General features: G+C 69.3%; 12 protein-coding genes. 3 read left to right on the top strand and 9 right to left on the bottom strand.

Annotation, left to right across the window (positions count from 1 at the left end; genetic code table 11):
• Positions 1 to 203 precede the first annotated feature (203 nt).
• The 3 genes from J9611_RS20080 to J9611_RS20090 are packed head-to-tail and all read left to right on the top strand — an operon-like array spanning position 204 to position 3,076.
• Positions 204 to 524, top strand: a complete 321-nt coding sequence (locus tag J9611_RS20080; protein WP_211882854.1) for a metal-sensitive transcriptional regulator — start codon at positions 204 to 206, stop codon at positions 522 to 524.
• Positions 525 to 561: 37 nt separating this feature from the next.
• Positions 562 to 783 carry a heavy-metal-associated domain-containing protein gene (locus J9611_RS20085; RefSeq protein ID WP_211882855.1) on the top strand — a complete coding sequence of 74 codons (222 nt, stop codon included), beginning with the start codon at positions 562 to 564 and terminating at the stop codon, positions 781 to 783.
• Positions 784 to 817: 34 nt separating this feature from the next.
• Complete coding sequence (locus J9611_RS20090; RefSeq protein WP_211882856.1) at positions 818 to 3,076, top strand: heavy metal translocating P-type ATPase; 2,259 nt, start codon at positions 818 to 820, stop codon at positions 3,074 to 3,076.
• A 28-nt stretch (positions 3,077 to 3,104) separates the two neighbouring features.
• Here J9611_RS20090 and xerD read toward each other — a convergent pair whose 3' ends face one another.
• The 9 genes from xerD to J9611_RS22180 are packed head-to-tail and all read right to left on the bottom strand — an operon-like array spanning position 3,105 to position 12,606.
• Entirely contained in the window at positions 3,105 to 4,094 is a 990-nt protein-coding gene (gene xerD, locus J9611_RS20095) for a site-specific tyrosine recombinase XerD (RefSeq protein WP_211882857.1), read from the bottom strand.
• Complete coding sequence (locus J9611_RS20100; RefSeq protein WP_211882858.1) at positions 4,094 to 4,756, bottom strand: NUDIX domain-containing protein; 663 nt, start codon at positions 4,754 to 4,756, stop codon at positions 4,094 to 4,096. Before J9611_RS20100 ends, xerD begins: the two co-directional genes overlap by 1 nt.
• Positions 4,757 to 4,783: 27 nt before the next feature.
• A complete protein-coding gene (pyrG, locus tag J9611_RS20105) occupies positions 4,784 to 6,592 on the bottom strand; it encodes a CTP synthase (RefSeq protein ID WP_211882859.1) in 1,809 nt (602 codons plus the stop codon).
• 4 nt (positions 6,593 to 6,596) lie between these two features.
• A complete protein-coding gene (gene recN, locus J9611_RS20110) occupies positions 6,597 to 8,336 on the bottom strand; it encodes a DNA repair protein RecN (RefSeq protein WP_211882860.1) in 1,740 nt (579 codons plus the stop codon).
• Positions 8,337 to 8,339: 3 nt separating this feature from the next.
• A complete protein-coding gene (locus J9611_RS20115; RefSeq protein WP_211882861.1) occupies positions 8,340 to 9,362 on the bottom strand; it encodes an NAD kinase in 1,023 nt (340 codons plus the stop codon).
• A gap of 22 nt (positions 9,363 to 9,384) precedes the next feature.
• The gene (locus J9611_RS20120) at positions 9,385 to 10,197 is read right to left on the bottom strand and encodes a TlyA family RNA methyltransferase (protein WP_211882862.1); all 813 of its coding nucleotides are present in this window, start codon (positions 10,195 to 10,197) and stop codon (positions 9,385 to 9,387) included.
• Entirely contained in the window at positions 10,194 to 10,460 is a 267-nt protein-coding gene (locus tag J9611_RS20125; protein ID WP_211882863.1) for a hypothetical protein, read from the bottom strand. Before J9611_RS20125 ends, J9611_RS20120 begins: the two co-directional genes overlap by 4 nt.
• A gap of 9 nt (positions 10,461 to 10,469) precedes the next feature.
• Complete coding sequence (locus J9611_RS20130) at positions 10,470 to 11,459, bottom strand: HAD-IIA family hydrolase (protein ID WP_211882864.1); 990 nt, start codon at positions 11,457 to 11,459, stop codon at positions 10,470 to 10,472.
• Between the two features lie 4 nt (positions 11,460 to 11,463).
• Positions 11,464 to 12,606, bottom strand: a complete 1,143-nt coding sequence (locus J9611_RS22180; protein WP_307857167.1) for a tetratricopeptide repeat protein — start codon at positions 12,604 to 12,606, stop codon at positions 11,464 to 11,466.
• Between the last annotated feature and the right edge of the window lie 1,234 nt (positions 12,607 to 13,840).

Raw genomic sequence — 13,840 nt, forward strand, 5'->3', positions numbered from 1 at the left:
CAACATCGCCGGCGGCCTGCTCCTGGCACTGCTGGGCGTGCTGATGGTCCTGGGAGTGTGGACCTCATGGATCTACCAGCTGCAGAACCTCGCCGGAACCTTCAGGACACCCGTCTGAAAGACAGCCCCCTACAGCGCACTGCCAACACACCGCTGTATATACCCTAGGGGGGTAGGGTATACTTGAGTGAAAAGGAGGGGTCATGAGCGAACAGACTGATGAACATCTGGGCCACGGCTACACCGCGGACAAGGAGGCGTACCAGCGCCGGCTCAAACGCATCGAGGGCCAGGTGCGCGGCATCGCCCGCATGATCGACGAAGACCAGTACTGCATCGACGTCCTTACCCAGGTCTCGGCCGTCACCAAGGCCCTGCACGCGGTGAGCATCGGATTGCTTGAAGAGCACATCGGGCACTGCGTCGTCGGAGCCGCCAACGAGTCCAGGGATACCGGAAACCCCGCCATCGTGGGCGACAAGGTCAAGGAAGCCACCGAGGCCATCGGCCGGCTGCTGCGCTGACGCCGGAGCTGCCCGCACAAAAGAAGAAGGAATGATCATGGAAACCACCGTCAACATCTCCGGCATGACCTGCGGACACTGCGTCGCCTCAGTCATCGAGGAACTCACAGCCGTCGACGGGATCGACGGCGTCGACATCGCGCTGAACAAGGCCGGCATCTCCCGGGCCGTCGTCACGTCGTCGGAAACCGTCGACCCGGCCGAGGTCAGCGAGGCCGTCGCCCAGGCCGGCTACACCGTCGTCTCCGCCGACGCCTGAACGGACAACCACGCACCAGGAAAGCAGCCACAGCATGGATACCAAGACCGTGTTCACCACACCGGACACCCGGATCGTGGACCTCGACGTCGAAGGGATGACCTGCGCATCCTGTGTCAGCCGGGTTGAACGCAAACTCGGCAAGATCGGCGGTGTCACCGCCACCGTGAACCTGGCACTGGAAACCGCCCGGGTCACCGCCCCGGCCGACGTCACCGACGAACAGATCGTGGACACGGTCAACGCCACCGGATACAAGGCAACACTCAGGATAACGCCGGGCCGGGCCGCCGCCGGGCCCGCGCAGACCCCGGCCCCGGAAGCCGCCGGCAACGCCCCTGCCGCCCGGCCCGCCGGCCTGCTTCCGCGCCTTGTGGTCGCGGCAGCCCTGACCGTCCCCGTGGTGGTCATCTCCATGATCCCTGCCGCCCGGTTCCCCCACTGGGGGTGGTGGGCCCTGGTACTGGCCCTGCCCGTCGTGACCTGGGCGGCCTGGCCGTTCCACCGGGCCACGGCGGTCAACGCCCGGCACCTCGCCTCGACGATGGACACCCTGGTCTCCATCGGGATCTCGGCCGCGTACCTCTACTCGGCGTGGGAGCTCATCAGCAATCCCGGGCTCACCGCAGACCCGGGCGCCCACGGCGAAGGCCCCGAAGTCTACTTTGAAGTCGCCACCGTCATCGTGACGTTCCTGCTGCTGGGCCGCCATCTGGAAGCCCGCGCCAAACAGCGGGCAGGCGACGCCCTGAAGGCGCTTCTGAACCTCGGTGCGAAGGATGCCACCGTCCTGCGCGACGGGGTCGAAACAACCCTCCCCGTGGACTCCCTGGTCGCCGGAGACGTCTTCGTCGTCCGCCCCGGCGAGAAGATCGCCACCGACGGCGTCGTCACCGGCGGGCAAAGCGCCGTCGACACGTCGCTGATCACGGGCGAATCCCTGCCGGTGGAAGTCGGCCCCGGCGACAAAGTCACCGGAGCCACGATCAACACCAGCGGCCGCCTGTTCGTCACCGCCACCCGCGTGGGCAGCGAGACCACCCTGGCGCAGATGGGCAGGCTCGTCAGCCAGGCCCAGAGCGGGAAGGCACCGATCGCCAGGCTCGCGGACCGCATCAGCGCCGTGTTCGTCCCCATCGTCCTGGGCATCGCCATAACCACCTACATCCTGTGGTCGGTTCTCACCGGCGACACCCAGGCGGCCTTCACCGCCGCCGTGGCCGTCCTCGTAATCGACTGCCCCTGCGCCCTGGGCCTGGCGACCCCCGTGGGCCTGCTCACCGGCACCGGCCGCGGGGCGCAGCTGGGCATCCTGATCAAAGGCCCGCAGGTCCTCGAGGACACCCGCACCGTTGACACCATCCTGCTGGACAAAACCGGAACCGTCACGACCGGCCGGCTGTCCGTCAGCGGCGTGACACCCCTGTCCGGGCTCCCCAAGGACGACGTGCTTGCCCTGGCCGGCGCCGTTGAGGCAGGCAGCGAACACCCGCTGGCCCGCGCCGTCGTGGCCGCAGCCTCCGCCGCAGGAACACTTGCGGCAGTGACCGCCTTCGCCAGCTCCCCCGGCGGCGGCGTACGGGGCACAGTCAACGGCCAGGTGATCACCGTCGGCCGCACCGCGTGGCTGGAAAACAACGGCATAGAACCGGCTGCGAGCGAGCTGGCCCTCCTCAAGGCAGAACAGAACGCCGGAGCCACGGCGGTGTGGGTCGCCGTCGACGGTGACCCGGCCGGTCTGATCAGCCTCCGCGACACCGTCAAGGACGGATCACCGGCGGCCATCCGGCGACTCAAGGAACTCGGGCTTCGTCCCATCCTGCTCACCGGCGACAATCTTCCCGTCGCGGCGCAGGTCGCCGCCGCCGTCGGCATCCATCCCGGCGACGTGGTTGCCGATGTCCTGCCGCACGAGAAGGTCGAACAGGTCAAACAGCTGCAGCGGTCCGGGGCCACCGTCGCGATGGCCGGAGACGGCGTGAACGACGCCGCAGCACTGGCCCAGGCGGACCTGGGCGTTGCCATGGGATCAGGCACCGACGTGGCAATTGAGGCAGCCGACCTGACCGTCATGGGAAACAGCCTGGGCCAGGTCGTCAAGGCCATCGAACTCTCCCGCCGCACCCTGGCCACGATCAAAATGAACCTGTTCTGGGCCTTCTTCTACAACGCCATCGGCATCCCCGTGGCCGCACTGGGGCTCCTGAACCCGATGATCGCCGGAGCCGCCATGGCAGCCAGCTCCGTGCTCGTGGTGGCCAACTCGCTGCACCTGCGCAACTTCGCCCGCTGAGGCGCGTTCGGGCTCACCCGCCGACTTGCTAGCCGAGCGCCCTCGGATGCGCCGCGGCGTAGATCTCCCGCAGGGTATCGGCCGTCACGAGGGTGTAGACCTGCGTGGTGGTGACGGAGGCGTGGCCCAGGAGTTCCTGGACCACGCGGACGTCGGCTCCGCCTTCGAGCAGGTGTGTCGCGAAGGAGTGCCGCAGCGTGTGGGGCGAGACATCCTTGGTGATATTGGCCTTCCCGGCGGCGGTCTTCAGGATGGTCCAGGCGCTTTGCCGGCTGATCCGGCCGCCCCGCGCGTTCAGGAAAAGGGCCGGGGTGCCCTTGCCCTTGGCCGACAGCAAGGGCCGGCCGCGGACCAGGTAGGCGTCCAGCGCGCGCGCCCCGAAAGACCCCAGCGGCACCAGCCGTTCCTTGGAGCCCTTGCCGAAGAGCCGGACAGTCGCGGGCCCGGCGCCCTCGTCGGCTGCCCCGCTCTGCAGGGAAATGTCATCGACGTCCAGGCCCACGGCTTCGCTGATGCGGGCGCCCGTGGAGTAGAGGAATTCCAGCAGGGCCCGGTCGCGCAGGCCCGTCGCGGTGTTGGTGCCGGTGGCCTCGAGGATCCTCGTGACCTCGTCGACGCTGATGGCCTTGGGCAGCCGCTTGCCCGGCATCGGCGGGTGGACGTCGCTCGCGGGGTCGGTGGCGGTGACGCCCTCAAGTGCCCAGAACTTGTGCAGTCCGCGCACTGCCACCACCGTCCGGGCCGCCGAGCGGATGCCGAGGGCGGAGCCGCCGTCCGAACCGTCGGAGAGGGCCTGGGCGAAGGCCGTCACGTCGTGCCGCGTGATGTCCGCCGGATGCTGCCGCCCGGCCTGCGCAAGGTGGTTGGCGTAGCGGGCAAGGTCGCGCCGGTACGCCGACAGGGTGTTCACGGCCAGCCCGCGCTCGACGCCCATGTGCTGCAGGTAGTCCGTCATGGCCCGGTCGATCGCCGTCAGCGGGCGGCCCTCGGTCTTAGGGACAGCGACGACGTCCACCATCAGCGCTGGCTGGGATGGGCAGGCCACGGCGCGTCGGCGGGGCGGAGCCCTTCGAAGCCGTCGGCGCGGGCGGCCGCGGCGGCAAGGATCCCCACGACGGCGGACGGGTTGTGGAGGCGCCCGTCCAGCACGGCCGCGACCGCGGCGTCGAGCGGGATCCAGTGGAGCTCGATTTCGGCTTCCTCGTCGGTACGGATGTGCAGTTCGTGGCCCGGCACATCGCTCAGTCCACGGGCCAGGTAGATGCGGATCGCCTCGCTGGAGGATCCGGGTGAATTGAAGAAGTCCGCCAGGACATTCCAGCGGCCGGCCACCAGGTCCGCCTCCTCGGCGAGCTCGCGGGCCGCCCCGGCCACGAAGTCCTCCCCCTCGACGTCCAGCAGGCCGGCCGGGATCTCCCAGAGGTCCATGCCGACCGGGTGCCGGTACTGCCTGATCAGCAGCACCTCGCCGGCGTCGTTCATGGGAAGCACCGCCACCGCCCCGGGATGCTCAATGTAGTCGCGGACAAGGGGTTTGCCCTCGTCGTTGAGCTGGAAGCTGTCACTGACGACGTCCCAGATCCGGCCCTCATAGACCGTCTGGGACGACAAAAGACGGCGCGGGCTCGGCTGATCCGAAACCTGGCGTGCAGCATTGTGGATCTCAGATGTACCGGGCATCGCGCCGTCCTTTGATTCAGCCGGGGGTTACTTGGACGCTGCCGCCGTCGAGGGCTTGGCGGGCGCGGGAGCAGCCTTGGCTTCCTTGGTTTCATCGGCCGGGGCGGCGGCTGCGAGCTTGCTGCCGTCGCCGGCGTTGCCGTGCTGGTGCGCCAGGGCAGCCTTGACCAGGCCCGCGAACAGCGGATGCGGGCGGGTGGGCCGTGAGCTCAGTTCCGGGTGCGCCTGCGTCGCCACGTAGTACGGGTGGACTTCGCGGGGAAGTTCCACGTACTCCACGAGCTTGCCGTCGGGCGAGGTTCCGGAGAACACCAGGCCCTGGGCCGCGATCTGCTCGCGGTACTTGTTGTTGACCTCGTAGCGGTGCCGGTGGCGTTCGCTGACCGTGGTGGCGCCGTACGTCGCGGCGACCACCGAGCCCTCATCGAGCCTGGCTTCGTACAGGCCCAGGCGCATGGTGCCGCCCAGGTCGCCCCTGCCCTCCACGATGTCCAGCTGCTCTTCCATGGTCGCAATGACCGGGTACTTGGAGTCAGGCTCGAACTCGGACGAGGACGCGCCTTCCAGTCCCACCACATTGCGGGCGTACTCGATCACCATGCACTGCAGGCCCAGGCACAGGCCCAGGACGGGGAGCCTGGTTTCGCGGGCGTACTTCAGCGCGCCCAGCTTGCCTTCCAGGCCGCGGATGCCGAAGCCGCCCGGAACGCAGATGGCGTCGACGCCGTCGAGCGCCTGCACTGCACCCTCGCGGGTTTCGCACTCGTCCGAAGGGACCCAGCGGATCGAGACCTTGGTGGCGTTGGCGAAGCCGCCGGCGCGCAGGGCCTCGGTGACCGAGAGGTAGGCGTCGGGCAGGTCGATGTACTTGCCCACCAGGGCCACCTCAACCTCGTGCTTGGGGTTGTGGACGGCGTCGAGCAGCTTGTCCCAGCTGGTCCAGTCGACGTCCTTGAACGGAAGGTCCAGGGCACGGACGATATAGGAATCCAGGCCCTGCGAGTGCAGGGTCTTCGGGATGTCGTAGATGCTCGGGGCATCCGGGCAGCCGATCACGGCGTCGATGTCGACGTCGCACATGCGGCCGATCTTGTCGCGCATCGGCTGCGGCACTTCGCGGTCCGAACGGATCACGATGGCTTCGGGCTGGATGCCGATGGAGCGCAGCGCGGCAACGGAGTGCTGCGTCGGCTTGGTCTTCAGTTCCTGCGACGGGCCGATGTACGGCACGAGGGAGACGTGGACGAAGAACACATTGCCGCGGCCGATGTCCTGGCGGACCTGGCGGGCGGATTCGAGGAACGGCTGCGACTCGATGTCGCCCACGGTGCCGCCGATTTCGGTGATGATGACGTCGGGGGCGTTCTTGCCCTCGGTGGGAAGCCGCATGCGCCGCTTGATCTCATCGGTGATGTGCGGGATGACCTGGACGGTGTCGCCGAGGTATTCGCCGCGGCGTTCCTTGGCGATGACGGTCGAGTAGACCTGGCCGGTTGTGACGTTGGCCGAGCCTTCGAGGTTTTCATCGAGGAAGCGCTCGTAGTGGCCGATGTCGAGGTCCGTTTCGGCGCCGTCGTCAGTGACGAAGACCTCACCGTGCTGGAAGGGATTCATCGTGCCCGGATCCACGTTCAGATAGGGATCGAGCTTTTGCATAGTTACAGACAAACCGCGTGCCCGCAGCAGGTGGCCGAGGCTCGAAGCCGTCAGTCCTTTGCCGAGCGAGGACGCCACACCGCCGGTGACGAAGATGTGTTTGGTCGTCTTGGACGAGCCCGGAAACCGGGAATTTACACGGGAATTTGATCGCTGCACCACGGAGTTCGAGCCTATCATCAATTCAGCCCTGCTGCGGCAGGAGCTTGGCGTCGTCGAGCAATTCCTGGGCGTGCGCCCGGGCCGATTCGGAATCCTCCTGGCCGGCCAGCATGCGGGCCAGCTCCTTCACGCGCTCGGCCTCGTCCAGCAGCTGCACATCGCTGGAGGTGAAACCGGTGGCCGTCGCACCGTCGGGGCCCCGGACGGAGGTCTTGGTGACCCGGATGTGCTGGTCCGCGAAGGCGGCCACCTGCGGCAGGTGGGTGACCACGAGCACCTGGACGTGCCGGGCGAGCATGGCCAGCCGCCGTCCGATCTCGACGGCGGCGCGGCCGCCGACGCCGGCGTCGACCTCGTCGAAGACGAAGGTGGGCACGGGGTCCACGGCGGCGAGCACCACCTCGATGGCCAGCATCACCCGGGAGAGCTCGCCGCCCGAGGCGCCCTTGCCCAGCGGGCGGGCCGGGGCGCCGGAGTGCGGCCGGAGCAGGAAGGAGATTTCGTCAGTGCCGAGGGGGCCCAGCTGCCCGCCGGGCTCCACGGTGATGATCAGGGTCGCATCGGCCATGGCCAGCGCCTTCAGCTCCGCGCTGACCCGGGCCGAGAGCTCCTTGGCGGCCTTCTTGCGCGCCTTGCTGATGGCTGCGGCCTGCTTCCGGAGCTCGGCCTCGCTGCGGGCCACCTCGGCGTCCAGCGCTTCGATCCGGGTGGAGTCGTCCTGCAGTTCCTCGAACCGTGCCCGGGCCTCCCCTGCCCAGACCAGCACCTCGTCGATGCTCGGCGCGTATTTGCGCACGAGTTTGGCCAGCGCCGCCCGCCGGTTCTCGATCTCGGCGAGCCGCTCCGGGCCCTCGGTGTCGAGGACGGCCTCGTAGCTGGCGAGCTCGCCGGCGATGTCGTTGAGCAGGAAGCCGACCTCGGCCAGGCGTGCGGCCACGGACCCCAGCTCCTCGTCGTGTTCGGCGACGTGTTCCAGGGTGCGCTTGGCGGCGTCCACCAGCGTCGTCGCGTCGGCGTCCTCGCCGAAGTCTTCGGCAATGAGCGCCTGGTGCGCGGTCGTGGCCGCGATCCGCAGTTCCTCGACGTTGGCGAGTTTGACGGCCTCGGCCTTGAGTGACTCGTCCTCCCCCGGCTGCGGGTCGGCGGCGTCGATCTCGGCCAGGGCGGCCTCCAGCGATTCCGCCTCGCGCAGGCGTTCCCGGGCGGCGCTGCGGAGCGTATCCAGCTCGGCCTGGGCCGCCTTCCAGTGCGCGTGCAGTTCCTGGTACCCGGCCAGGGTTCCGGCGAGGCTGTCCCCCGCGAACTTGTCCAGGGCGCTGCGCTGCGCCACCGGGCTCTTGAGCCTGATCTGCTCGGACTGCCCGTGGACCACCACCAGGGTTGCGCCGATTTCGGCGAGCACGCCCACCGGCGCGGCACGGCCGCCAAGGAACGCCCGGCTCCTGCCGTCAGCGCCGACGCTGCGGGACAGCAGCAGCTCCGCGCCGCCGTCGAACTCCTCCACCTCGGCACCGGCCTCGCGGGCCCGCGCGACGGCGGCGTGCCCGGCGTCGAGCTTCAGCACCGCCTCGGCGGAGGCGCTTTTCGCGCCGCTGCGCACGGCGCCGGCATCGGATCTCGCGCCGAGCAGCAGCCCGACGGCGGTGACCACCATCGTCTTGCCGGCACCGGTTTCACCCGTCACGACGCTCAGCCCCGGGCCCAGCGGCAGGGTGGCGTCGGTGATGACTCCGAGGTCGCGGATTCTCAGTTCTTCAAGCATGGTTCACTCCGCAGTCGATGGATCGGTGATCTCGCCGGGTCCTGCGTGCCGCGGTGCCAGCGGCGCGGGCCGCCGGAGCGTGTGGACCACCGGCACCGGTCCCGTGGTGATGGCGTCGGGCTGCGGCACGGGGCCCCGCCAGCCCGAGATCGGCAGCTCGAACTTGCGGACCAGCCGCCCCGAGAAGGGGGTCTGGTGGGTGCGGGCCAGCCGCACGGGCGTGGCGGAGCGGGTCACTTCCACGCGGGCCCCCGGCGGCAGGTCCACGGACCGGCGGCCGTCGCACCAGAGCACGCCCCGGGCGTCCGTCCGGTTCAGGATCTCGACGGCGAGCCGGGACCGGGGCGACACCACGAGGGGCTTGGCGAAGAGCGCGTGGGCGCTGATCGGCACGATCAGCAGGGCCTCGACCTCGGGCCAGACCACCGGGCCGCCGGCCGAGAAGGCGTAGGCCGTGGAGCCCGTGGGGGTGGCGAGGACCACGCCGTCGCAGCCGAACGAGGTGAGGGGGCGTTCGTCGACTTCGGTGACCACCTCGAGCATCCGCTCCCGGTTGCCCTTTTCGATCGCGGCCTCGTTCAGGGCCCAGGTATGCCAGATTTTCTGCCCGCGGACCCACACCTGGACGTCGATCGTCATCCGCTCTTCCACGGTGTACTGGCGGCTGGCGATCCATTCGACGGTCTGCGCCAGGTCCGCCCGCTCGCTTTCGGCCAGGAACCCCACATGCCCGAGGTTGACGCCCAGCAGCGGCACGTCGACCTCGCGCACCAGCTCCGCCGCGCGCAGGATCGTGCCGTCGCCGCCGAGCACCATGACGAGTTCGACGTCGGGAAGTTTGACGTGGTGGTGGAGGACCTCGACCGGCTGGTCCAGCTGCCCGAAAAAGCGGACCATGTCCCCGAGCTCGGATTTCTGCATCACCGGAACGATGCCGGAGCCGTGCAGCTGGGCACACGCTTCCCAGGCAGCCTTGAGGGATTCCTCGCGCCCTGTGTGGGCAAGGATGAGGACACGCCTGCTCATCAGGTTCCGCCTTCTAGTGCTGCTAGTGCTCTGGCCAGATTGTTGCGAGCAACGCGGCCACGGCCGCGTCGCGCTCTTCGATCTTAGGCAGGTCTGTTCCGATCCCGCGTGTTATCCACAGGAAGTACTCGACGTTTCCGTCCTGGCCCGGCAACGGGCTGCCGGCCAGGCCCCGCAGCTCCAGGCCGGTGTCCAGGGCTTCCGCCGCGACCTTGCCGACCGCCATCCGGCGTTCCCGCTCCGAGGTGACCACGCCCGTGCGCCCCAGCCGGTCCTTGCCGATCTCGAACTGCGGCTTGACCATCAGGACCAGGTCGCCGCCCGGTTCGGTGCACGCCGCGAGGGACGCCAGGACCAGGGTCAGCGAGATGAAGGACAGGTCCGCCACGGTCAGCGCGGCCGGCCCGCCGATCTCGTCCGGGGTCATGTACCGGACGTTGAGGCCCTCGTGGACGGAAACCCTGGGATCGTTCCGGATCTGCGGGACGAGCTGGTCATGCCCGACATCGACGGCCACGACGTGCTGCGCGCCGCGCCGGAGCAGCACATCGGTGAAGCCCCCGGTGGAGGCCCCGGCGTCGAGGCAGCGCTTGCCCTGGACGCCGACGGCGGGAAAGGCATCCAGCGCCCCGGCCAGCTTATGCCCGGCGCGGCTGGCATAGCTGTCCTCGCTGGCCGCCGCCACGTCCAGGGCTGTGCCGTCCTGGACCTGGAGCGAGGCCTTGGCGAGCACTTCGCCGCCGGAGCTGACCTTGCCCTCGGCGATGAGGCGCGCGGCATGGGTGCGGGACCTCGCCAGCCCCCGGCTGACAAGTGTCTGGTCAAGCCTGGTCATCGTGCTGCGTCCCCCATTGAGTTGAGCTGGCCTGTTACGTCCTCGTTCAGTGCTTCCATCAGGTCATCGTGCAGATTCCCGTAGATCCCGCCGTGCTGGGACACGGGTGTCGACGGCAGGGCGCCGAGCCGTTCCAGCAGGACCTCCACGCCCGCGTCACTGGCAGGTCCGCCGCCCTTAAACGGTGGCCAGTCGACTCCGGCTTCCGGCATTTCAGGGTCCGTCCCGGTTGCAGGGTCCATCTCAGGGTTCAGCTCCGTCATGGCTCCAGTCTAGTGATCCAGCCATTCGATGACCGGCGCCAGGGCGGTGCTGGTGTCGGGGTTGGCGGCCCACCAGGCCGAACAGGCTGCCCGCCAGGAGTCGAGGTCGGCGGGATCGCCGCTGATGCGCACCGATTGTCCGTGTACGACGGCGGAGGCGGCACCGCTGCGGTACCGCCCGTCGTCGTGCTCCACTACGGGGTAGGGCCGGTAGAGCTCCGTCAGGTCCCGGATGATGAAGTCCGGGCGCTCCAGGGTCCGGGCGGCAAGAATCGATTCCCGCGTGTCGACGCCCGTCAGCACGGCCACCGTGGCGAAGCCGGCGTTGTTGCCGCCGAGGATGTCGGTGTCCAGCCGGTCGCCGACGACGAGCGGCCGGTCAGCCGCCAGCCGTTTGGCGGCCGCGTGGAACAGCGGCGCCTGGGGCTTGCCCGCGACGAGCGGCGTCTTGCCCGTTGCCGCCGCAACGGCCGCCACGAGCGTCCCGTTTCCGGGGGCGATGCCCCGCGCCTGGGGAATGGACATGTCCGTGTTGGTGGCGACCCAGATGGCGCCGTCCGCGACGACGTACGACGCTTCCGCGAGGTCCGTCCAGCCGGTCTCCGGGCTGAAGCCCTGCACGACGGCGACGGGTGCCTCCGCCGCGCTGCGGACCGGAACGAGGCCGACGAGTTCAATCTCGCGGGCGAGGGCGGCGCTGCCGGTGATGAGCACGCGGGCTCCGGCAGGCAGCAGCGAGGCCAACAGTTCGGCGGCGGCCTGCGAGGAGCTGACCACCTGCTGGTCTTCGGCCGGGGCTCCGAGCTCACGCAGGTGCTGTGCCACCTGCGTGGGCGAACGGGACGCGTTGTTCGTGACATAGCCCAGCCCGACGCCGATGCTGGCCAGCCTCCGCAGCGACTCCACAGCCCCCGGGATGGCATGGGGGCCTGCGTAGACGACGCCGTCGAGATCGGCCAGCAGCGCATCGAACGCGGAAATCAGGTCAGCTCCTGCCATGCGATTAGTCCTCGATTCGGTCCGGGTGGCCCGGGCGGACCGGGTTTTCGCCGAAGGCGGCGTCGCCGGTCTCGTCCGCCCCGGCGTCCTCCGAACCGGCGTCGTCCGAACCGGCGGGTTCGGCGTCGTCTCCGGTGAGTACCTCAGAGCGGTCCAGGGCGTCCTTTTCCACCGAGTCATCATCGGATTCGGCGTCGTCTGACTCCCAGAAGTCCGATTCGGCGTCGTCGGCGCCTTCGTCGAGCGAGGCGGCTCCGGCCTCCGTTGCGGAGGATTCCGGGAGGCCGGCTACGACCTCGGCGCCGGCGGCACGGGGTGCCTGCTGCTCGGCTGCAGCTTCGGCGGACTGCTGGGCAGTCTGCTCGGCAGTCTGCTCGGCGAGGAGCCGGCGCTGCTGCTCTTCTTCGCGGGCTTCCTCTTCCTCGTCCCAGCCGAGGTCGATGATGTCCGGCTCGTCGGAGACGTCCAGGCCGAGGGCGTCTTCGGCGACGGCGGCCTGGCGCTCCCACTTTCCGGCTTCTGCGGCGCGGCCGGCTGCTGTCAGGGCATCGGCGTAGGCCCGGAACAGGCGGGGGCTGTAGGAGAAGGCACGGTTGATGTCCAGCTGCGGGATCTCCAGCTCCACGACCGCAGCGTCGAGCTGGCCCAGGTCGGTGCGGGCGCCGGCGGCCACGATGGCCAGTTCAACCTTGCCGGGGGCGTCCAGATCCTTGGCTTCCTCGGAGCGCGCCATGTCCAGGGCGCGGTCGGCGCGGCCGAGGCCGCGTTCGCAGTCGGCCATGACGGGCAGGTGCATGTTGGAGCCGCTGATCCGCCGGTAGGTGCGGAATTCGCGCAGCGCCTCGCCGTAGTGCCCGGCCGCGTAGGCCGTCAGGCCGACCGCTTCGCGGACAGCCGCGAGGCGGCCGCCGCGGCGGCTGGCGGCGAGGGCATGCTGGAAGGCAAGCTCGGGTTCTTCGTCAATGAGGCGTCCGGCCATGACGAGGTGGCGTGCAACCCACTCGGCGCTGTTCTCTTCGAGGGTCTTGATCTGGTGCTGCGTGGCGCGGTCCAACTCCTTGCCGGTGACGTCCTCATCGATCTGGGGTGAACGCTCGCGGTCGGGGCGGTTGGCGCTGCGGAGATCGCGGGCATTGGGTACGCGCACCGGGCGGTCTTCTGCGCGGTCGCGGCCAAACTGGCGCGGGCCGGAGTCGCCACGGTCAAAGCTCCTGGCCGGACGATCGTCGCGGCTGCCGAACGGCTTCCGGTTGTCGCCACCGCTGAACGGCGGCTTACGGTCACGGTCACCGCCACCGAAGCTGCGACGCTCCCCACCACTTTCACGCGGGGCACGGTCACCAAACGGCTTGCGGTCACGATCGCCGGCACCGCTGAACGGCGGCTTCCGGTCGCGGTCGCCGCCGTACGACGGCTTACGGTCACCCTCACGCGCGGGCCGGTCACCAAACGGCTTCCGGTCGCGATCACCGCCACCGCTGTATGGCGGCTTCCGGTCGCGGTCGCCGGCACCGGCACCGGCACCGGCACCGAAGCTGCGACGCTCCCCACCTTCGCGCGGGGCACGGTCACCAAACGGCTTACGGTCACGGTCACCGCCACCGCCGTACGGCGGCTTACGGTCACGGTCGCCGGCACCGAAGCTGCGACGCTCTCCGCCACCTTCGCGCGGGGCACGGTCACCAAACGGCTTACGATCCCCCTCACGCGCGGGACGGTCCCCAAAGGGCTTCCGGTCACGATCGTTGGAGGCCGGGCGCGCTCCCTCAGAGCCGCGCTCCTCCCTTGCACGGAAACCACGAGGGTCGCCGCCAGAATTGTTGGTTCCGCGGAATCCTCCGCCACCCGAATTGCGTCCCCCGCCGAAGTTGCCGCGGTCTTTTCCGCCGCGGTTGCCGTCGTTGTGCTCAGCCATGCTGGACTCCTCCTGTTATGAGCTGACCACTGGCGCACTTGCAGCCGCTCTGTTCCGTGTTTCGTTTCCTACGCAACCCGAAAACAAGCGCTTCGAAGTCCGTACATCTCATCCAATTCTAGGCGAGTCCCCTGTCACCGGCTAACGGTAGTGGCGCTTTCGGCCTTCGCGGTGGCAAGTCTCACAAGCACGGACGCTTCCTCACGTCCTGCGGGTTCCGGGTCGACGCTCCCTGAGATCTTGTCGGGCCGGCGCCGGGAGCCGAGGGAGCGTCCTGGTTTTCCCTGCGGAATCTGTGGGAGGGTCCCGGGTTTCCCTGCGGAATCTGTGGGAGGGTCCCGGGTTTCCCTGCGGGAGGTGCGGGAGGGCGGGCCGTTTCCCTGCGGGAGGTGCGGGAGGGCGGGTCGTTTCCCTGCGGGAGGTGCGGGAGGGCGGGTCGTTTCCCTGCGGGAGGTGGGGGAGGGCG

This window comes from Pseudarthrobacter albicanus, assembly GCF_018224015.1.
In the GTDB taxonomy this organism is placed as follows: Bacteria; Actinomycetota; Actinomycetes; order Actinomycetales; family Micrococcaceae; genus Arthrobacter; species Arthrobacter albicanus.